20 protein-coding genes are annotated in these 20,632 nt (G+C 46.5%); 8 read left to right on the plus strand and 12 right to left on the minus strand.

The window, feature by feature from the left end; genetic code table 11:
- Nucleotides 1-56 precede the first annotated feature (56 nt).
- The 3 genes from IY568_RS04025 to ilvY all read right to left on the minus strand — a co-directional run bounded on the left by IY568_RS04025 (nucleotide 57) and on the right by ilvY (nucleotide 3,841).
- Nucleotides 57-1,856, minus strand: coding sequence for a DUF4856 domain-containing protein (locus IY568_RS04025; RefSeq protein WP_194866833.1), 1,800 nt, complete (start codon nucleotides 1,854-1,856; stop codon nucleotides 57-59).
- A 333-nt stretch (nucleotides 1,857-2,189) separates the two neighbouring features.
- Nucleotides 2,190-2,888 carry a response regulator transcription factor gene (locus IY568_RS25230; protein ID WP_125560167.1) on the minus strand — a complete coding sequence of 233 codons (699 nt, stop codon included), beginning with the start codon at nucleotides 2,886-2,888 and terminating at the stop codon, nucleotides 2,190-2,192.
- Between the two features lie 62 nt (nucleotides 2,889-2,950).
- Complete coding sequence (ilvY, locus tag IY568_RS04035; RefSeq protein ID WP_125560165.1) at nucleotides 2,951-3,841, minus strand: HTH-type transcriptional activator IlvY; 891 nt, start codon at nucleotides 3,839-3,841, stop codon at nucleotides 2,951-2,953.
- A gap of 131 nt (nucleotides 3,842-3,972) precedes the next feature.
- Here ilvY and ilvC point away from each other — a divergent pair, with 131 nt between their 5' ends.
- The 4 genes from ilvC to IY568_RS04055 all read left to right on the plus strand — a co-directional run bounded on the left by ilvC (nucleotide 3,973) and on the right by IY568_RS04055 (nucleotide 9,853).
- Entirely contained in the window at nucleotides 3,973-5,445 is a 1,473-nt protein-coding gene (gene ilvC / locus IY568_RS04040; RefSeq protein ID WP_194866834.1) for a ketol-acid reductoisomerase, read from the plus strand.
- A gap of 222 nt (nucleotides 5,446-5,667) precedes the next feature.
- Nucleotides 5,668-7,575 carry a methyl-accepting chemotaxis protein gene (locus IY568_RS04045; protein WP_194866835.1) on the plus strand — a complete coding sequence of 636 codons (1,908 nt, stop codon included), beginning with the start codon at nucleotides 5,668-5,670 and terminating at the stop codon, nucleotides 7,573-7,575.
- 201 nt (nucleotides 7,576-7,776) lie between these two features.
- Nucleotides 7,777-8,982 carry a tetratricopeptide repeat protein gene (locus tag IY568_RS04050; protein WP_194866836.1) on the plus strand — a complete coding sequence of 402 codons (1,206 nt, stop codon included), beginning with the start codon at nucleotides 7,777-7,779 and terminating at the stop codon, nucleotides 8,980-8,982.
- Nucleotides 8,963-9,853, plus strand: a complete 891-nt coding sequence (locus tag IY568_RS04055) for a M20/M25/M40 family metallo-hydrolase (RefSeq protein ID WP_194866837.1) — start codon at nucleotides 8,963-8,965, stop codon at nucleotides 9,851-9,853. Before IY568_RS04050 ends, IY568_RS04055 begins: the two co-directional genes overlap by 20 nt.
- Here the strand turns inward: IY568_RS04055 and IY568_RS04060 are convergent.
- On the minus strand, nucleotides 9,793-10,101 hold the full coding sequence (locus IY568_RS04060; RefSeq protein ID WP_049864269.1) for a GIY-YIG nuclease family protein: 309 nt from the start codon (nucleotides 10,099-10,101) through the stop codon (nucleotides 9,793-9,795). The genes IY568_RS04055 and IY568_RS04060 overlap by 61 nt on opposite strands.
- A gap of 130 nt (nucleotides 10,102-10,231) precedes the next feature.
- On the opposite strand from IY568_RS04060, the gene IY568_RS04065 reads away from it, so the two are divergent.
- Nucleotides 10,232-10,591 (plus strand): outer membrane protein assembly factor BamE, encoded by a 360-nt coding sequence (locus IY568_RS04065; protein WP_125560155.1) that lies wholly within the window; start codon nucleotides 10,232-10,234, stop codon nucleotides 10,589-10,591.
- A 53-nt stretch (nucleotides 10,592-10,644) separates the two neighbouring features.
- Here the strand turns inward: IY568_RS04065 and IY568_RS04070 are convergent, their stop codons facing one another.
- Nucleotides 10,645-12,006, minus strand: a complete 1,362-nt coding sequence (locus IY568_RS04070; RefSeq protein ID WP_194866838.1) for an ankyrin repeat domain-containing protein — start codon at nucleotides 12,004-12,006, stop codon at nucleotides 10,645-10,647.
- A gap of 362 nt (nucleotides 12,007-12,368) precedes the next feature.
- Between IY568_RS04070 and IY568_RS04075 the strand changes: the two genes are divergently transcribed.
- Complete coding sequence (locus IY568_RS04075; protein ID WP_125560151.1) at nucleotides 12,369-12,545, plus strand: DUF2897 family protein; 177 nt, start codon at nucleotides 12,369-12,371, stop codon at nucleotides 12,543-12,545.
- 32 nt (nucleotides 12,546-12,577) lie between these two features.
- Here the strand turns inward: IY568_RS04075 and IY568_RS04080 are convergent, their stop codons facing one another.
- Nucleotides 12,578-13,948: a YjiH family protein gene (locus IY568_RS04080; RefSeq protein WP_194866937.1), complete on the minus strand. Its 1,371-nt coding sequence runs from the start codon at nucleotides 13,946-13,948 to the stop codon at nucleotides 12,578-12,580.
- A gap of 98 nt (nucleotides 13,949-14,046) precedes the next feature.
- Entirely contained in the window at nucleotides 14,047-15,114 is a 1,068-nt protein-coding gene (gene bamC / locus IY568_RS04085; protein ID WP_125560149.1) for an outer membrane protein assembly factor BamC, read from the minus strand.
- A gap of 334 nt (nucleotides 15,115-15,448) precedes the next feature.
- On the opposite strand from bamC, the gene IY568_RS04090 reads away from it, so the two are divergent.
- Together IY568_RS04090 and bcp are read left to right on the plus strand one after the other, a co-directional pair.
- Nucleotides 15,449-15,982, plus strand: coding sequence for a glycine cleavage system protein R (locus tag IY568_RS04090; protein WP_010382295.1), 534 nt, complete (start codon nucleotides 15,449-15,451; stop codon nucleotides 15,980-15,982).
- A 10-nt stretch (nucleotides 15,983-15,992) separates the two neighbouring features.
- On the plus strand, nucleotides 15,993-16,463 hold the full coding sequence (bcp, locus tag IY568_RS04095) for a thioredoxin-dependent thiol peroxidase (protein ID WP_194866839.1): 471 nt from the start codon (nucleotides 15,993-15,995) through the stop codon (nucleotides 16,461-16,463).
- 211 nt (nucleotides 16,464-16,674) lie between these two features.
- Here the strand turns inward: bcp and pdxJ are convergent, their stop codons facing one another.
- The 5 genes from pdxJ to lepB are packed head-to-tail and all read right to left on the minus strand — an operon-like array spanning nucleotide 16,675 to nucleotide 20,626.
- Nucleotides 16,675-17,406, minus strand: a complete 732-nt coding sequence (pdxJ, locus tag IY568_RS04100; RefSeq protein WP_194866840.1) for a pyridoxine 5'-phosphate synthase — start codon at nucleotides 17,404-17,406, stop codon at nucleotides 16,675-16,677.
- Nucleotides 17,407-17,411: 5 nt separating this feature from the next.
- Nucleotides 17,412-18,119, minus strand: a complete 708-nt coding sequence (recO, locus tag IY568_RS04105; RefSeq protein ID WP_194866841.1) for a DNA repair protein RecO — start codon at nucleotides 18,117-18,119, stop codon at nucleotides 17,412-17,414.
- On the minus strand, nucleotides 18,120-19,022 hold the full coding sequence (era, locus tag IY568_RS04110) for a GTPase Era (RefSeq protein WP_049864276.1): 903 nt from the start codon (nucleotides 19,020-19,022) through the stop codon (nucleotides 18,120-18,122).
- Complete coding sequence (gene rnc, locus IY568_RS04115) at nucleotides 19,012-19,689, minus strand: ribonuclease III (RefSeq protein ID WP_010382304.1); 678 nt, start codon at nucleotides 19,687-19,689, stop codon at nucleotides 19,012-19,014. Before rnc ends, era begins: the two co-directional genes overlap by 11 nt.
- Nucleotide 19,690: 1 nt before the next feature.
- The gene (gene lepB, locus IY568_RS04120) at nucleotides 19,691-20,626 is read right to left on the minus strand and encodes a signal peptidase I (RefSeq protein ID WP_138537545.1); all 936 of its coding nucleotides are present in this window, start codon (nucleotides 20,624-20,626) and stop codon (nucleotides 19,691-19,693) included.
- Between the last annotated feature and the right edge of the window lie 6 nt (nucleotides 20,627-20,632).

Here is a 20,632-nt window from a genome sequence, read left to right on the forward strand (position 1 = left end):
GCAAAAGGCTAGCAAAACACGCTAACCTTTTGACAGTTCAAAGAATCGTTTATAACTTACCAGTTAGCAACATTCTCTGCATCAAAGCCGTATACTTCCTGAAGGATGTCACGTGCCTGACCCAGCTTCTCAATGTAAGCATCTACGTCATTTGGTTCGATCGCTGGCTGCGTGCCCATCAGGTCATGCATTTGCTCGAATTTACCGACATTACCTTCTGCATAGAAAGGTGAGAAACGGTTGAACTGGAAGTTCAGTGCAAAGCCTTTCATTTCTGACCAGTGCTTAGCGAGTGTAGCGAAATCTGATGCTTTGTACTCACCGCCATTTACGCCTTCTTTCAGCGCTTCCAGGTCTTTAGTTGTGTCATTGATATAATGTACAACGGTTGCTGCAATGGCTTTTTCCCATGCCATCAGTGCATCTTTCGCATGGCCTTTCAGTTCATCCATTTGCGCTTCACTAAGCGCGCCTTCAGTTGCGTTAATCAACTTACGACCATTGTAAAACGCTTCAAATGCGTCTTTAGTCAGGTCAGTTGGATTTGCATTATCTACAGTACCACGGTCACGCTTAGCTGCGTTGGTCGAGTTACCAAAGTTATACTCTGAGTTAAAGTCAATTTTGCCATCAGCATTAGCATCGTTGTAACCAGCGCTGAAGCCGTCACGTCCGCCTTTACCTGCAATCTCGTCATCAGAGTAGCTCATGTAGTTACGCGCTGCACCGAAGTAGCCGAAACCTTCATCCCACTGATGCTCAAGGTTAGTGTAAGTTTTACCTTCAACGGCAACCGTGTTATCAGTCTGCAGACCTTTGCCTTCTGTGTCATAGTCCAGATAATCATCCGCTGACTGAGAGAAAGCCACGGCACCGTATAGGAACTTCTGGATCAACTGATTAAGGTCAACACCTGTTTCAGTCACATAAATAGTGTCGATCTCTTCACCACCAGGTGCGGTTGCATTACCTGTAATCGCACGCTCAGCTAACTGATCAAACAATTGTTTTACAAATAGCTCAGGAATTGGGGTCTCACCGTCTGCTGCGATGGCTGTCCAGCCAGCGAAGCTGCCATCTTCAGTCCAATCTTTGTACTGACCTTTTGCATCATTACCAGCGACTTTTCCACTCAGGTTTTTATGAGAAGATGAAATATCAGTCAAAGTAGTCTGTGCCGCAGGGTCTGTCACCACAGTAAGAGCACGATCTTCCCAGATGCTGTTATAGTCTTCTTCAGATACGGCATAAAACTTGTTTAGCTCAGTAAGTAGCGTTTCTTTTGTTGCATTTTCGCCTTGTGCGTCCGTAACGAACTGAGCGCTGCCAATGTAATTGAACAACTCTTTGATTAACACGTGACGTGCAATCTGGCCTGAGTAAGCAACACTGGATTCACCTTCTGCAAAACGGCTGATGAAATCATAGTCCATTTCGTCCAGTACTTTAAACTTAACCTGGAATTCTTCCGTGTTTTCACCGTCATTAACGGTAACCGTAACAGTCACTTCCTGCTCTAATTCATAGTTCAGGTGTTCACCGGCTTTTAATCTTAAAACGCCTTCAACAACTTCAAAACGCGAGTCAGACACTTCAAAAGTGTGGCTGTCATCGTCGCTGTCAGTTACAACCAGAGTACCTATCTCTACCGCAACCATATTTTCAGTCACAGTGACTTCAGTTGCGTCTGCATCCTTACTTGTCAGAGTAACAGCGGTTGGCGCTGCATTTGTTGATGTGTCAGGTGTCTGACCATTATTGATATTGTTGTCATTTGAGCTTGAACCACCACATGCGGTCAAACCTAAAGTGGCAACTAAAATAGAAGTAGCAAGCAGAGATTTTTTGAAAATCATTGAGCATTCCTTAATAAAGCAATGTTAAAAATTATTCTTAGTCGCGTTAAGTATACACCGCTTTAAATAGCAATCAATTCTATTTACGTTGCTAAATACACGATTTAGATCAAGGAATGCGCAATTTCACTGCCCACATAAATCGGTTAGGGACAACTAAACTAGATATGAAATAAAAATATATGTTTGATTTATATAGACTATTGAGGCGACAGTGTCACTAGAACAAAAGAGGAAAAAGAAGCAATGTACAAACGAGAGCGAATGGATAGTTCGAATAATTGGAACTATCCAATGTGGAAATTTCGTCAAATTATGAGCTAAGCTTTAGGTTCACCAGGCATCTTTTACAAACAGATAACCTTTACGCCAAACCGTTTTAATTTTTTCTGCCCCGACAGCGGTATCTCCCAGTTTTCTGCGCAAACATGATACACGCACATCTACCGTGCGACTGTTTGCCTGGTAATGCTGTCCAACCACCTTTTTATAAATGTCTTCGCGACTGACAACGTCCGGGGCGCGAGAAGCCAACAGCCAGAGTAACTCAAACTCATGACTGGTCAAGCTAACCGGTTGCTTTTTCAGTGAAACACTGCGCTCATGCAAATTCAGATAAAGCTGGCCAAAGTGGAGCTCATCTGGCGTTTCAGACTGCATGGCCGATATGGCCGGGTGTTTACGTACCAAAGCATCAAGCCGGGCACGCCATAATCGGGGTTTGGCCATACAGGGGATAACATCGTCTGCGCCCAGTTCCAGCATCAGGCTCTGCAAATCTTCATTGTCCTCGTCAAGCGCTACCATCAGAGGCGCATCAAAGCAGGATTTGAGTGTATTAATAGTATCGTACTGCGCACTGGTTGCCAGAGCCTGACCAATCACAATACTGTCTACTTGTTGAGCCGGATACCCTTTACGAGTTGCCTCATGAATATTCATAAACCGCATAACATAACCATGCTGCTGCAATGCTTCAAAGGGTGCGATGCTGTGTCCTTTTTCATCTTGCGCGATTAATACCGTTGACACGAAAAAGCCTCGTTAAAACTAACTATGCAGGCTAGTCTAGTGACCCTAGCTGAACAAACGCTTTACGCGGCGAACAAACGCGCCGCAACCCGAAATAAGGCACTAACAACCGGGTCCTGAAGACGTTTTTTCTTGCATACCAGGCCAATTTCAATCTCTTCGCTTTGCAACCCCAACGTCTGAACCTGGTTTCTAAACGGGCTTTGCTCTAATACGACTTCTGGCACATAAGCAATGCCGAAGCCCAGGCTGGTCAAAGCAACCATGGCCTCATGACCGGAAACATGTGCATAGATCTTCGGCTGTAGTGCTTTCTTCTTAAAAAACACATCCAGACGCTCTTTCAAAACACCATGCTCGGGCACGATGAAAGGTACCTGTTGCCAGGGTAGTTCTCCACGCTGCTGCTCCAGCAGCTCACTCAAAGGGCATTTCATCGTTGGCGCAATAAACAGCAGCCGTGAGCGACCAATACTGAGGTATTCCAGCCCCTGGGGCAGGTTACGGGGCCGAACGGCAACGGCAACATCAACCACTTCTCCCTGTACCTGAGCAATAGAGTTTGCCGGATCGCCAGTCAACAAGTTGAGCTCTACCTGAGGGAAATCCTGTCGGTAACGGGCAAACAAGTCATAGATAAAACTGTAAGAGGCAGTCACAGAACAAAACAAGCTCAGCTCACCACTGAGCGGCTTGTCTTCATCCAGACATTCACTTTTAAACTGGCGCCAACTTGCCAGCGTAGCCTGCGCGTAATGAATAAAAGCCTGCCCTTGTGATGTCAGAGCGACACTGCGGTTGTCACGGATAAATAGCGGCGCGCCAACCTCCTCTTCAAGCTGTTTTATCTGCCGACTCAGCGTTGGGGGGCTAATATAGCAGCGCTCACTGGCGCGGGAAAAATGCAGTGTATCCGCCAATGCCAGAAAGTACTTAAGTTGTTTATGGTCCATCTCAAATTGTTCACTCTATGTATTTCACAATATGAAATACAATAGTTTAAATATATCATTTTACGCAACTTAAACTTATTACTAGTCTAGAACCTAACTCATTATGTTAGAACAATCAGACAGGACAAATCATGGCGAACTATTTCAATTCACTGCCACTGCGTGAGCAACTAGCCCAACTGGCGCAGTGCCATTTCATGGACCCCAAAGAGTTTGAGGACGGTGTTAACGTCCTGCTTGGTAAAAAACTGGTGATCATTGGCTGTGGCGCTCAGGGCCTGAACCAGGGTCTGAACTTACGCGATTCAGGGTTAGATGTCAGCTATGCGCTGCGTCAGTCTGCCATTGATGAAAAGCGCCAGTCATTTAAAAATGCCAGCGAAAATGGCTTTGAAGTGGGTACCTACGAAACCTTGATCCCACAGGCTGATCTGGTTCTTAACCTGACGCCAGACAAGCAACACACAGCGGTAGTTGAAGCCGTGATGCCACTGATGAAACATGGGGCCACACTCGCCTATTCCCATGGCTTCAATATCGTTGAAGAAGGTATGCAAGTACGTGAAGACATTACCGTTATCATGGTGGCACCTAAGTGTCCGGGCACTGAGGTTCGAGAAGAATACAAGCGTGGCTTTGGCGTGCCGACCTTAATTGCAGTGCACCCGGAAAATGACCCTCAAGGTCATGGTCTGGCTCAGGCTAAAGCCTATGCAGCGGGAACAGGTGGGCACAAAGCTGGTGTACTCCACTCGTCCTTCATCGCCGAAGTAAAGTCTGACTTAATGGGTGAACAGACCATACTGTGCGGTATGCTACAAACCGGCTCATTGCTATGCTTTGATAAAATGGTCGAACAAGGCATTGAAGCGGGTTATGCCTCAAAACTTATCCAGTACGGTTGGGAAGTGATCACTGAAGCTCTCAAACACGGTGGTATCACCAATATGATGGACCGCCTGTCCAACCCGGCGAAAATCAAAGCGTTTGACTTAAGTGAAGACCTTAAAACACTCATGCGCCCTTTATACAATAAACATATGGACGACATCATCAGTGGTGAGTTCTCTCAGGGTATGATGGCTGACTGGCAAGAAGACGATGCCAAGTTACTCAGCTGGCGCGCTGAAACCGCAGAAACCGCGTTTGAGAAACAGCCAAACTGTGAGCAAGAAATTACAGAACAAGCGTTCTTTGACAACGGTATTTTGATGGTCGCCATGGTTAAAGCAGGTGTAGAACTGGCGTTCGAAACGATGACAGCCGCGGGCATCATCGAAGAGTCAGCCTATTATGAGTCTTTGCATGAAACGCCGCTCATCGCCAATACGATTGCCCGTAAAAAGCTGTTCGAAATGAACCGGACAATCTCAGACACAGCGGAATACGGCTGTTATTTATACAATCATGCTTGCTTACCGTTGCTCAAACCATTTATGGACAAAATCGGTACAGACGTCATTGGTAAAGGGTTGCCGAACAACTCCAATGAAGTGGACAACCAGACGCTGATCCAAGTCAATGCGGCAATCCGTAATCATCCAGTTGAAGTGGTTGGAAATACCTTACGAGGCTACATGTCAGCCATGAAAAAGATCATCTAACCATTTGAAAAGAAAGAGTACAATAATCTTTTAAGTGCATTGAACTCTGCCCTTTTTTGCCATTTTAGTTCGCTTGTTAGAAACCAAGGCCCGCCTGCTATGCAGCGGGCTTTTTTACCTTATAAAACATGACAGTATTGTGACAACGACTTTATACCTATAGGTGTTAATTATTGACCATGCTAAAATTATAAGCCACGGGATATAGAAGTAGTAACTTTAATGCATAACACTGGTTTAACAATTACACAACGTATTACTCTGCTAGGCAGTCTAATCGCGGTTGTTGTCGCTTGTCTGATCGGCTTTATTTCAACCTATCAGGCTAAGTCTATGATCGAGACGCGCATGCTGGGCTCTGAATTACCCAGCAAGGTTGAGAGCATCAACAAGTCGATTAGCCAACAAATTGGCCAGCTTAAGAGTGCGGCAAAACAACTTTCAAGCAATCAATTTTTACTTGATGCGGTCAACAAAGGTCAGTTAGATGAGCAAGTTTTGCTTACTGAGTTGGCGCGCGTGCAAAATCAATACTCACTGGTTACCGCCTCCTGGGCAAACAGGGAAACGCATCAGTACTGGAACCAAAACGGCTTTTTGCGTGTCCTCAACCAGCAGCAAGATGGTTGGTTTTTCCACTTCACACAAAGCGCTGAAGAGTACTCCATTAGCATTTACCAGGAAGCGCCGGGTGATGTGAAAATGTTTGTCAACCATCAGCAAACTAATGGCATTGGTCTAGCCGGCCTTGCAAAAAGTATAGATGCCATGCAAACCATGCTGGCTAACATGACCATTGAGCAAAGTGGCTTTGTCTTTGTGGTCGAAAAATCTCAGGGCGTTGTGCAGCTTCATCCTGACGCGAGCAAAGTAGCCAAAACCAAATTAATCGACTTATATGGCTCGCAAGCTGCCGGACAGTTGCGCAATAGTCGCGACTTTGTTGTGCTCGATCTGGAGGCCAATGGCACACCGTCTTTGGTTGCTGCCAGCCCGATAGCAGGCACCGATCTGCTTGTTATTGCGCAAGTGCCTAAATCAGAAGTCTTTGCACAAGTTTCTTCTTTACAGTGGCAAATTGTGATCTGGTCACTGGTCGTGGTGATTGTGGTCTGTATTGCGAGTATGCTGATGGCACGCAACCTCAGTGCACCCTTGCTAAAAATGGCTGACGTGTTCCGTCAGCTCGGTAGCGGTGATGCAAAACTGAATTACCGGGTGCCTAATGCGGAGCAACCTGAACTACAAGCTCTAGGTCAGGGGTTTAATCAGTTCATTGAAAAAATAGAAGCCGCGATCTGTAACGTTGCGAAAGAAAGCAGCGATATACGCATTGCCAGTGAGCATGTTTTTACCCAGGCAAAGAAAAATTCATCGTCATTGGATGAGCAAAAATCTCAAACACTCTCTGTTGCAGCGGCAATAAACCAGATGGCAGCAACGGTACAGGAAATAGCGGGTAGTGCCAACAATACCGCCAAACTCACCGATGAAAGCCGCGAGCACACCAAACACAGCCACAGCTGTGTGCAACAAAGCCAATCTACCTTGCATCAGTTAGCACTGGATATACAACAAATGGCTGATCAGGTCGCAACGTTGGCGAGCAAAACACAATCCATCGCCAGTATTTTAGATGTGATCAGAGGGATTTCAGAACAAACCAACCTCCTTGCACTCAATGCAGCAATAGAGTCTGCCCGCGCTGGTGAACACGGTCGTGGTTTTGCGGTTGTTGCAGACGAAGTCAGGGCACTGGCGAGTAGAACCTCCCAGTCAACAGACGAGATTCAGGCGACAATCCAGGAGCTTACCGCAGCATCGGATTCGATCGTGACACAAATCGCACAATCCTCTGATCAAGCGCAGCAAAGCGTCAACAATATGCAAACGTCGGTAGAGCTGATGAATACCATTAGTGAAACTGCCGATCAGATCAACGATATGACCACTTTAATCGCGACAGCCACCGAGGAGCAGAGTAACGTGGTCGCAGATGTCGGACGCAGCATCGAGCAGATCAGTGTGATCAGTGACGCTGTAATGAGTGAGCAACTCGACACTGAGCAGGCGATCCAGCAGCTGGCTAATTCGGCCAAAGCACTAGATAAGCTGGTTGCCAGCTTCTAGCGTTAGGTGCAAAGTGGCCACTTGTATGTGGCCACTTACTTACACAAAAAATCTACTTTATTATTTCTTTTATGACCTTTCTTACAGACCCATCTCCCCGATAAAACGTGTATTTACTGCAATGGATTGTAACAATTTTTGCTTCCTTAACCGGCCAAAATAGCTACACTAAAAGTAAGCTGTAGATTTAGGAACGTCTTTATGTTGTCGTATACTCGTTTTGCCAGACGCTATCTTTGCCCTTTGTTGGCCGCCTCCACTTTGTTACTCAGCGGATGTGAAACAACCAAGGTCCAGCCTGAAATCAACATGGTACTGCTCGATAATGCCCCCTTCAGACAACATGAAGTAGAAACACAAATCAGTATCTTTGCACTAGATGCAAATATTCGGGCCACATTAGACCGTTACCTGGAACGCAACAATGGCTCTAATATCAAAGTGGCAGAGCAGTTACTGCAATTTTTAGTTGAAAATGGCGATTCAAGCCTCGCATATATGCGCGGTGCCAACCTCAGTGCCTCAGATGCCTTTTATAACCTCAATGCCAATTGCCTGTCACTGTCGATCCTTGCTTATAGCTTATCGGATTACCTGGGCTTTAAGGGCCAGTTTCAGCGCGTACATATCCCAGAGTACTGGGCACAAACCAAAGGCTACAGCCTGCTGACCGGACACGTTAACTTAGTGGTGACCCAGACCAATTCCGGAGCCCGGAAAAACAGCGAAAATCGCGAGGTGCTATATACGCGCCCGGCCCGGGTTGTTATTGACTTTGACCCCAACAGCCGACAACAAAAATTCGCAACCTCTAAAATCAGTAAAGAGCGTATCACCGCCATGTTTTACAGCAACAGAGGCGCCATGCACATGATCAATAAAGAAATGGATCAGGCATATAGCTACTTTCGTGCTGCCATAGACATTGATCCACTCTACTCCGCAGCATGGGGGAATCTGGCCGTGCTCTATCGCATTAACGATCACAACGCACAAGCCGAATCACTGTATCAACAGGCACTGCGCATCAATGACGAAAACAAAACTGCGCTGGGTAATTTAGCACTGTTATACGAACTGACTGACAGACCACACAAAGCGCAAGAGATCAGAACACAGTTACATGCACTGCGTAAGGATAACCCCTATTATTTAATTGCACTCGGTGACGAAGCCTTTGCCGCTGAAAACTACGATCAGGCACTGAAGCATTACCGCGCCGCAAACAAATTGTCGGCGTCAATCCACGAAGGTTACTTTGGCCTGGCAAAAGTCTACTATATACAGGGTGAGCTTGAGCTGAGCAGAACATTTCTAAACCGGGCGTTGAACCACGCCAGTTTCAACCATGACAAGAAACGCTATCAAAACAAGCTGGAGTGGCTCAGTGCAACGGCTAAAAATTAGTGCCCTATGGCTTTGTTGTATTACCGCTACTGCGCATGCGAATACGCAGCTGGAAACAGACCTAAAGGTACTGACCAGCCCGGAACACGCGGGTCGGGGTTCAGGCAGCATCGCCATAAATGAAAGTGCCCGCTATATTCACACACGCTTCGTGGAGGCGGGGTTAGATACCTATTATCAGTCTTTTCGCTTTCGTCAGGGGCTCGGTAAACTAGGACATGGTCACAATGTTGTTGCCACTTTGCCCTGCAACGCGCCGGTATGTCACAAAGCATTGGTGATCAGTGCCCATTACGACCATTTGGGCAGCAGGGGCTCGCGTTATTATCCCGGCGCCAATGACAATGCCTCTGGCGTGGTGGTGATGTTGGACATTGCGCAGCGCCTGGCCTCACAGCATAGGCACCGGGAAATCACATTTGTAGCCACCGATGCCGAAGAAAAAGGCCTCTACGGCGCACATTTTTTCGCAGCCACGCTGACGCCCAGTCAGGTTGCCCTGAATATCAATCTGGATATGCTCGCTGTAAGCGGAAAAAATCGTTTGTATGTCCTTGCCTCAAAACAGGCAAGTGAGTTTACCGATGCCATTGAGCCTGCTTTTGACAACCAGATCCGTGCTCTGGTTTATACATCTGCGACCAGTATGGCACGTCGCTTAGACACGCCGCGAGTAGACTGGCTCCGGGCCAGTGATCACTATGCCTTCCATAAAGTCGGAATACCTTTCGCTTATTTTGGCGTGGGCATTGACCCCAATCACCACACTCCAAAAGACCAGTTTGATAAGGTAAACCTGCCCAAGCTGAATCAGGTGTCGGAACATATCAGTGCTTTTATATCAGCGTTATCGGTGTCAGCCGCCCCCTGAACGAGTGCAACCTTGCGTGACTTAGATAACCGTTTAAACCGCCATTCAAGCCGGGCTGCAGTGCGCTTGTCTTCCACCGCCAGGCTGTAGACAAGCTTTAACGGGCCTTTGCCACGCAAATTCTTGGCGCCTTTGCCAGCATCATGTTCGGCAAAACGCCGAGAAACATCGTTGGTGATGCCGGTATACCAATGACCAAATCGATTTTCAATTATGTACAGGTACCAGGGCTGCTGGGGTTTGCTCATTGCTTTGACCACTCAATACAATTAATGGAACTATTTTAACGGTGAACAGTCGAAACTTACCAATAATTCTACTTTACCTTCTTTATCCATTCTGTATCATTCATACAACCAAAAATAAGGATACACATACATGCAGTTAAAAAAGCGCCTTTTTGTTTGGCTTAGTATTATTCTTACAACGACATTGCTGTCTGCCTGTTCCAGCTGGGTATACCGGATAAACGTGCCTCAGGGTAACTTCCTGGAGCAGTCCGATGTCGATAAGCTCAGAATTGCTATGACAAAAGAGCAAGTTTTATATGTATTGGGCACGCCTGTGGCTAAAGACGCGTTTAACAGCGAAATCTGGCATTACTCTTATGTGTTCAATCTGGGTAGAGACTCAGAGCAACGTAAAGAGCTGGTGGTTTATTTCAACGGTGATGCATTGAATGATATTTCAGGGGATTTTGATAAACCGGCGGATTTCAATACGCCACTTACCGAGTGATTTGATTCTCTCGCTACTGTCCCCCCATTAAAAGCAGAGCTTGTGCTCTGCTTTTAGCTACCCATCACCGCTATCAACACCACGACACTGAATAAAAATTGCAGTGACATACTCAGCCAGGCCAACACATTAACACCAATCAGGCTCCAGGGTGACGCATCCTGCGGGTAGAGCGGACTGCGCTTTTGCCAACGAGCAAGCGCGAAAAACAGCAGTGTCAGACTGGAGATCATGATGGTTGCAGACAGCTTGTTACTGTGTGACTCATTAAAAAAGAAATTCAGTTGCACCGGCATCAGAATTGCTACCAATGCATACAAACTGTAAACCCGTGCGACTTTCTCATACTTGGCCGCAAAAGATAACTCAATGATACCCCGCGCTTCGAGAAACTTCTTTGCTGCGACCGCTTGTGCCTGATTTGCCAAGCGATAAGGCGTCATTCCAGTGACATCTGCCAGTCTCGGGTCTACACCCATAGACTCAACCAGCTCTAGCATGGCTGTTGAATTAGAGAGCACCGCATAGTGCATCAGATTACGGCCAAGATCATCCAAGGATTGGGGGCAATACTGCTCTTTAAGCGCCTCAGCAGCGCTCACAAAGCCCTGCTCTACCAGCCACATCATGGCCGACTTACCAGATTGATCTTTGCTTTGTCCACTGGCCCCTTTCTCTATGAGTTTGAGAGCAATAGATTGCTTAGCCTGCTTAGACATCACATGAGCCAGGAGTGCCTGATCCAGCAGGCGTTCAACTTCGTCACCATCACACAAATGTTGCAACAGCCCGACATAGACCTCATCGCTTTGCAGACACTCAACGGCCAACTGTAAGGTCGCTACGGTGTCTTGCAACACTGATTTCAGCATATCACTCAGCTGCTGTCGTGTTTCTTCGTCAGCAATACGCCATAAATCACAGGCTTCTTGTGCTGTAAGGGTTAAACCGTGGTGCAGAAGTAGCAATAGAGCGCGGGTGTAAGTTTTATTCAGCAGCAGTGTCGCAGGTGAGACCTCAGTATGATACGCAAGCTGCGCCTTAATATCTGCATACTGAGCAAACACACCCAACAATTTGGCAATCAACTCATCCTGGCTAACGCCTGCATTGGCAATATGCGCCAGTAAGTCATCACAATAAGTCTGGTGCGCCTCATCGTAGTCATCAATATGCTGATAATGACAAGACTCGAATGGCTCCAATGGTTTAAGCCACAAAATATACATCAATGGAGGTAAAACCGATGAGCGTACACCTTGTTGGTCTGTCAGTGTTTCACACTCAGGCCAGGCTTCCAGTGCATCCAGGATAAATGCCCCATTATTTTCAACCAGCCCTTTGAGTAGCAAAGGAAACTGAGCCGGCCAAATTAAAACATGCTCCATTAAAGAATTAACCACCTTATTAGTCATATCACACGCTTATTGCCATCAATATTGTCGCAACGCTGTTAGCGGAATGATACCAATTGCATCTTAAAAAAGCTGCTGCTGATCTCAAGAATCTCACCAACTTACCTAATATATGGACAACCAAACAATTATCGCGTTCCTCATATTTCTCAAAGCTTGCCTAAACCGTCTTTCCAGAACACATAAATAACGCTATACCACGTTGTTATTATGGAAAATGACTCAGCTCTTTGATGCCTAATACGGTGAGTAGCAAGGGTGTTTTGTAAGTAACTCAGGTCTATGCTTGAGGTATTGAACGCTTAAGATATACAATGGAAGTGAACGTCCAATGAAGGCCCTGCGATAGGGAGCAAGTCAAGATGGAAAACACCTTACCAACCTGGCACGTGATACTGATCATTGTCATGGTCCTTGGGTTCATTATCAGTAATATTATGTTATTGAAATATATGACCCGCTTTGATGTTAAAGGCAAGCTAGATAAGCAAACCAAACCAGAGCCAGAGGCCAAACCCGAGGAAAAGGAAGATAAGTAGGGCCGCTCTGCGCCAGCCCTACTTCAGTTAGCTTAACCTACCAGCCAGTGCGCCATCAGCGCAATTACCGGTAATGTCACCAGCGTGCGCAAAATAAAGATACAGAATAACTCAAACAAGTTGACCGGGATCTTACTGCCCAGTAGCAACGCGCCGACTTCCGACATATAGATCAACTGAGTGACGCTCAATGCTGCAACAATAAAACGTGTCACGTCGCTTTCAATGTTTGAGGCCGCCAAAATAGACGGAATGAACATGTCTGCAAAGCCAACGACAATGGTTTCAGCGGCTTTGGCAGCTTCTGGTACTTGAAGCAACTCAAGGTAAGGGATAAACGGCTTACCCAGGATCTGAAAAACAGGCGTATGCTCCGCGATGATCAAAGCGAACGTACCGACTGCCATCACCACAGGCAAAACAGCAAACACCATATCCAGCGCATTATGCACGCCTTCTTTTAACGTCCCTTTTACCCCAGGGGCTTTTTCTGCTTTTGCCAGTGCGACGTCCAGCGCATGACCAAACAGGGTTTTACCCTCAGGTACCAGCTCTGCACCCGGGTTTGCATCACTGCCGTCAACATAACAGTCTTTTTTCCATCGTAATGGTGGTAAGCGGGGAACAATAATCGCGGCGGTAATACCAGCGGCACATACAGTCAGATAAAAGGGAGCAAATAAATGCTCCAGTTTAACCTGACCAATGACCACCAGACAGAAGGTAATAGACACCGCAGAGAACGTGGTGCCGATGATGGCAGCCTCTCTTTGCGTATAGTGCTTGTCTTCATATTGACGAGAGGTCATCAAAATACCAACGCTGCCGTCACCAAGCCAGGAAGCCACACAATTCACCGCACTGCGTCCGGGTACCCCAAACAAAGGCCGCATCACTTTCGTCAGTAACGTACCAACCAGTTCCAGCAAACCAAAATTAAGTAACAAAGGCAGCAAAAGACCTGCTAACACAAACACAGAAAACAGCACAGGCAAAAGCTCATGCAGCACCAATGCACCAGTACCTGAAGAGTAAATGGCTTCAGGGCCCACCTTAAAATAGGTCATTAGAATGAACAGCATACCTGCCAGCCGGGTCACTAACCAAATTGGACTGACAGCAAATAAGTGCCGGAATAAGTGATTTTTTAGTAATTGCCTGGGTTCCACCAGGGCAACAAAAGCACTCATTACCCCGGTGATGCAAACTATGGCTACTATCATAGCCTGCGCAAAGGGGGCTATCCAGCCTTGCAGAGCCTTTGCCATCACAGCAATAGGAATGGTCATGGCTTCGCCGATTGCAACAGGTGTCATAAACAAAAACACCCCAATCAGGGAAGGCACGATAAACGCAAATAGCGTGCGCCAGTTTGGCGACGCTGAACCCGTAGATTCTGACATCATATGATTACCCACTAAAAAGAAAAAGAGCGTAAGGCTCTTTTTCATATTACTTCAACTCATTGTTTTTATTTTAATATTTTGATTTATATAAAATATTATATTTGCAGACCTCGACTGCGTAACACCTCTAACAGAGATTGCAACAACAGCTCCATAGTCGGTGCATCCAGCACTTGCTCCTCGCTATCCAACCAGGTCAACGCCGTTTGACCATCATCCGTTGTAGATACTTTCACGACATAATCGCCGTCCGCCAGAGGCAAGACCGTCGCTTCCTCGCCCCAGATAGAATCCCAGACGCTTTGCTCAGGAGCTTCATAACGCACTTTCACCAAATCATTGTCTCTGTCAAGGCGAATGACTGTAAAGTTAACGCGCTCAAGGAAATTCGACAGACGATCCATTACCGCACTTTTTTCAACCAGTGTCAGCATCGCAGCGTTACCATCCTGATCGAACCCACCTTCCAGAGATAACAAGCCCTGCTGTTTGCGTAGTTCAACTGCCAGTAGTCGATAACGATAATCAAATTCTGCGATCACTTCATTCAGAGCACGCACTTCTAACTGCTGTTTAAGCATATCAGTGAGCGGCTGCTCTTCACTTTGATAATCAAGTAACTTAGCACTTAAAGAAGCAGTGCGCTGGTGTTCTTTTTGCTCAACAGTAAAAGCGAAACGCTGCCGTGATACTTCAACAATATCTTCCCACAACCAGCCTTCATCTTTTTTGATCAATGCATACCAGTCAGTTTCGACTGTGCCTGCCTGACGGGCATCCTTAGCAATCTGAGTATTGTGGTTCGCCATAACGCCATCCAACGACTGCCAGATGAAACCAGCCAGATCGTCAATACCATCATTTTTATCGAAATACACTTTGGCAACTCTATCTTTGCTCTCTGCCCAGCTGCCCTGTGCCAGCGTCAGCACTTGCTGAGGGGGGCGATACAGCTTATTTTCGTCATCCGAGTTATTGTCATAATCAGCAACGGCCATCTTATATTGCGGATCCTGATATGGCTGTTCCAGCCCTTCAGGGACGCTAATGGCTTCACTAACGCGGTAGTTTTTGCTGTGATGTGCATCATTTGGAAATACACTACATCCCGTTAAACCAAGTAAAACACCTAAAGTCAGTGCTTTTGGAACCCAATACTGCACGAATAAAACTCCTTAGCAAACCCTGTTATATTTATTTACGGTAAACGAATATCGTCTTTATATGAGTGGGGATTGCCGATTTGGTTCACTGCCAGAACAACTTTTTATATCCGTCTGGCGAGCCTAAACAACTTGCAAAATTTGCCCTATGTTACTTGCCTCGCCCTGTAAACACAAGATGTGAGCCTGTCCGACCCATTATCTGGCACAGTCAAACCGTAAAGCCTGGCGCTGCCGGTATCCCAAGTAACCAAATTATGTTAGTATTTACGGCTATACATCTAAAACCTGCCGTTAGGCATTACCATATTCTCAGCGTATAGGGTGCTCTTAAATGACCACATTTACCAACCAACAACTGGTTTTGACCGCAATCGGCGAAGATCGCTCAGGGATTGTCAGTGAACTGACTATGCTGGTCAGTGAATGTAATTGCAACATCATCGATAGCCGAATAGCGATACTCGGTAACGAATTTACTTTCATTATGTTGTTATCAGGCGACATGGCGGCAATCAGTCGGGTTGAGCATACCTTACCGACAAAAGGGATGGAGCTGGGCTTACTGACAATGATGAAGCGCACCGCCAGCCATCAGCAAAACGAATTCAGTGCCGGTTACACCCTGGAATATAAAGGGCTCGACGCCCCCGGGACGCTAAGCAAAGTGACGCGCTTTTTTGCTGAACAAAACATCAGTATTTGTTCTTTGAAGTCTGATACATACGAAGAAAGTGACGCATTACATATGCGCTGTGAAATCGAAGTCAATATTCCCATTGAAGTCGATGCCGACGCATTTAAAATACAGTTCGAGCATCTCTCAAACTCACTAGATCTGGATTATATTTTTCGACGCATTCGTTAAGGAGCATCCTATGAATACGCTACAAGCAGGCGCTCAGGCACCGCAGTTTACTTTACAAAATCAAGATGGTGACAGTATTGCACTCAGCACACTTCTGGAATCAAACCAGGTGCTGGTGTATTTCTATCCAAAGGCACTAACACCAGGCTGCACTGTTCAGGCTGAACAACTCAGAGACCACAAGGCTCAGCTAGCACAGTATAATACGGTAGCCGTTGGGATCAGCCCAGATCCGGTTAAGAAGTTAAAAAATTTCGAGACCAAAAAAGAACTGAACTTTGATTTGTTGTCTGATGAAGATCATGCCATCGCTGATGCATTCGGCGTTTGGGGACTGAAAAAGTTCATGGGCAAAGAATACGACGGTATCCACCGCATCAGCTTCCTGATCGGGCAAGATGGCTCCGTTAAACACGTGTTCAACAAATTTAAGACCAAAGAGCATCACCAGGTCGTCATCGACTATCTGGCAGCACAGTAAAGAAAAAGGGGCTGAATTCAGCCCCTTTTTAGATCCTTTCGCATCATATTATGCCAATTTGCTTAATTCAGTGTTCCATTTTGAGGCGAGAAAATAGTGTCGATAACAAGGCAAAAATTTTGCTATTTAGTTGTTCTAAATAAGAAATTTTTAACGCCGTTAGCGTCCTATTTGCTCCTTCAAATTGAACAGGTATTAAGTGAAATTGGTATTAGCTGCGAGCATCCAGCATCAAGCGCTTCATATCTCTGACGGCTTTTTCTAATCCATCAATGGCTGCTCTGGCAATAATCGCATGACCAATGTTGAGCTCATAGATTTCCGGCATTTCAGCAATGGGCTTCACATTGTGATAATGCAGACCATGACCCGCGTTAACAACAATGCCCAGGCCATGCGCATATTTTACGCCAGTGCGGATCCGCTCCAGCTCAGCCTGCATTTCAGCATCTGATTCTGCATCAGCATAAGCACCGGTGTGAATTTCGATATAAGGCGCCCCCGTCTCTTTAGCAGCATCAATTTGCTTAGGATCAGCATCAATAAACAAAGACACCTTGATACCCGTATCAGCAAGGCGCTCAACGGCCTGAGCTACTTTTTCTTTATTGGCTATCACATCAAGACCGCCCTCAGTGGTCAGCTCTTCACGCTTTTCCGGCACCAGACAAACATAAGCAGGCTTGACCTCACAGGCGATATCCAGCATTTCATCTGTCACTGCAATTTCCAGATTCATGCGTGTCTGAATGGTCTTCGCCATTACATACACATCCCTATCCTGGATATGACGACGGTCTTCACGTAAATGGATGGTGATCCCATCTGCACCGGCATGTTCAGCAACTGCCGCAGCGTGAGCCGGATCCGGATAGCTGGTGCCCCTCGCCTGGCGCAATGTGGCAATATGATCGACGTTTACGCCCAATAATATTTCTTTCATTGTTATTACCTTGGTTGAAATAGCTCTCTGCTTTTCAGCGGTTTATGGCCAAGTAACGGCCTGAGTAAATATCTGCTTAAGCCCTTCGCCTGACGCCTGACTTGATCATCAGTAAAGTCATGCTGAGCGATCTGTTGAAGCACCCGGCCCAAAAAGCCGATGTGTCTGTCATCTGTTCTGATAAATCCCAGCTCTCGGGTATATTGATAGTAGGCAGTCTCACTAATTGCCTCGCCATCGGCATCACAATCAAATTCAACCCCGAACCCCAGTTGCTCCAGTAACTGAAACTCAAAGCTACGCAATGTCAGTTCAAATTGGTGCTTATTGGCACTATCGACGAGGCTATGAAGCTGTAATAAATGCTGATGGTAGAGTGAGAATATCGACTCCAGTGGTTCATTAACCGGAATTACCCGTGCACTGAGTTCATTGAGGTAGAAACCACAATACAATACCTGCCCTTTTAAAGCCATAGGCTGAGCATGTAGCTCAATGTCGTTAAGGTATTTTAAATCGTGTCGGCCGCTGTAGCGAACCAGTAACAGGCTGAAGGGTTGGAGATGTGCATTATGTCTGAGCGCCTGACGCCCTTTAATACGGGCCAGCATCATCAGCTGACCCACCCCTTCGACCAGCATATTGAGCATCACCTGAGAGTCGCTATGCGGTCGGCGATGCAGCAAATAAGCCTGTCGAAAGTCATTGTTCAATTAGTCTTCCCCGTAGCCAAGACTACGCAGTGCCCTCTCATCATCTGCCCAGCCAGACTTCACTTTTACCCAGCACTCGAGGAACACTTTGTTATCCAGCATTTCTTCCAGATCGCGACGTGCTTCACGGCCAATGACTTTGAGCTTTTCACCCTTGTTGCCAATCACCATGCGCTTTTGCGACTCACGTTCCACCAGAATAAGTGCGTTGATCTGCCATACGCCATTATCAAGCCATTTAAACTGCTCAATTTCAACCGTGACCGAATACGGCAGTTCATCACCCATAAAGCGCATTAGTTTCTCACGCACAATTTCAGCAGCCAAAAATCGCATTGAGCGATCCGTGACATAATCATCCGGGAAGAAAAACTCGCATGCAGGCAAATGCTTGTGTACTTCCGCTTTAACCATATCGACATTGCGATTTTGCTTAGCCGAAATTGGAATGATGCCCACAAAGTCACCTTGCTCAGATAACCATTGCAAGTGCGGCATCAAAGCTTCACTTTTGTCTTTAACCTGATCGCTTTTATTGATCACCACCAAAACCGGTCGGCCGCTGGCTTTAACTTTGCTCAGCACCATTTCATCGTCTTTGGTCCACAAGGTGCCTTCAACAACAAAAATCACCAGCTCAACGTCACCAATCGAGCTCGACGCCGCTCGGTTCATCAGACGGTTAATGGCACGCTTCTCTTCGCTATGCAGGCCTGGGGTATCAACGTACACCGCCTGATAGTTATCCTCAGTGTGGATCCCCATGATGCGATGTCGGGTAGTTTGCGGTTTACGCGAAGTGATACTGACTTTTTGTTCAACCAGCTTGTTTAATAACGTCGATTTACCAACGTTGGGTCGCCCGACAATCGCGACCATGCCACAATGGGTATTAGGAGTCATTCTTTAAAATCTTTAGTGCTTTTTCAGCGGCCTTTTGCTCAGCCTTACGACGAGAGCTGCCTACTGAGATAATACTTTCCATCCCTTCCACAATGCATTCAACCGTAAAGGTTTGATTGTGCGCTTGTCCCTTAGTGTCAATTACAGTATAACCGGGTAGCGGTAACTTGCGTGCTTGCAGGTATTCCTGCAACAAAGTTTTCGGATCTTTTTGGTTATGTCCTGGAGAGATTGCCGCCAAACGCGAGTCATACCACTTTAATACCAACGTCTTACAGGTCTCGATGTCTGAGTCTAAAAACACCGCGCCAATAATCGCTTCAACTGCGTCTGCCAGGGTTGACTCTCGACGATAACCACCGCTTTTCAACTCACCCGGACCCAATCTGAGGTAATCACCCAGTCCAAACTCAACACCAAACTCTGCCAGCGTTTGCCCTCGCACAAGCGTTGAACGCATCCGGCTAAGATCGCCTTCTCGCGCTTTTGGAAACTGCTTATACAGCGCATTTGCAATAACAAAGCTTAAAATCGAATCGCCCAAAAACTCCAGACGTTCGTTATGCTGACCCTTATGGCTACGATGTGTCATAGCCTGCTCAAGCAGGCTTTGATCTGTGAATTCGTAACCGATTTTCTTATATAATTCTGTGACGTTTTTTTTCATGCTACTGAATATTACCTAGGCGTTCAAACCGAACTCCTGTTGGAACCCAGGAAGGCAAAACGCTGTCCTGGCCATTTTCAAAATCAAAACTCATCCAAATAAATACCGCTTTACCAACCAGGTTCTCTTTAGGTACAAACCCCCACATACGGCTGTCCTGACTGTTATTGCGGTTATCACCCATCGCAAAATAGCTCCCCTCGGGGACTACCCATTCGTCACGACGCGTGCCTGGTTGTTGATAATAACGCTCTGTCAGCTCTGGCAATTGTGGCGTGACTAATACGTCGTGCGTCACGTTAGGCAAACTTTCGGTCAAACGAACCATTTGCATTGCGCCTTGTTTAAATTCGTCGCGATTAACAATGTCCAAATTGATCTTGTTAAATTCACCACACGCCAGGCCATCTCGTTGTTGTTCACCATCGTCACACTGAGGCTTGATGTATAACTGACGATCACGGTACACAATGCGATCGCCCGGCAAGCCAATGATACGCTTGATAAAGTCAATGCGCTCATCCAGTGGGAATTTAAACACCGCGATATCACCTCGCTGAGGGTCATCTATTTCAACCAATTGGCTGCGCCAGACCGGATCTTTAATGCCATACGCGTACTTTTGCACCAGGATAAAATCACCATCCAACAGTGTCGGCATCATGGAGCCAGACGGGATCTGGAAGGGTTCAAAAATAAATGAGCGGAACACTGTTATCGCCGCAATCATAGGAAAGATTGATTTGGCGCTTTCAGTGATGGCAGGCACTGGTGCTATCTGCTCAATTGTTTCTTCATCGAGCGGCTGCTCAGACGCGCCTTGAGCTAATGCGATTCGCTCTTTACGCTTGGGCGCATACAACAAGTGATCGATTAACCAAATCAAGCCCGAACCGAGCGTCAATAACACCAAAAATACTGAAAAATAACCTGCCATAATAAT

The organism is Pseudoalteromonas sp. PPB1 (assembly GCF_015356275.1).
Lineage (GTDB): Bacteria > Pseudomonadota > Gammaproteobacteria > Enterobacterales > Alteromonadaceae > Pseudoalteromonas > Pseudoalteromonas rubra_D.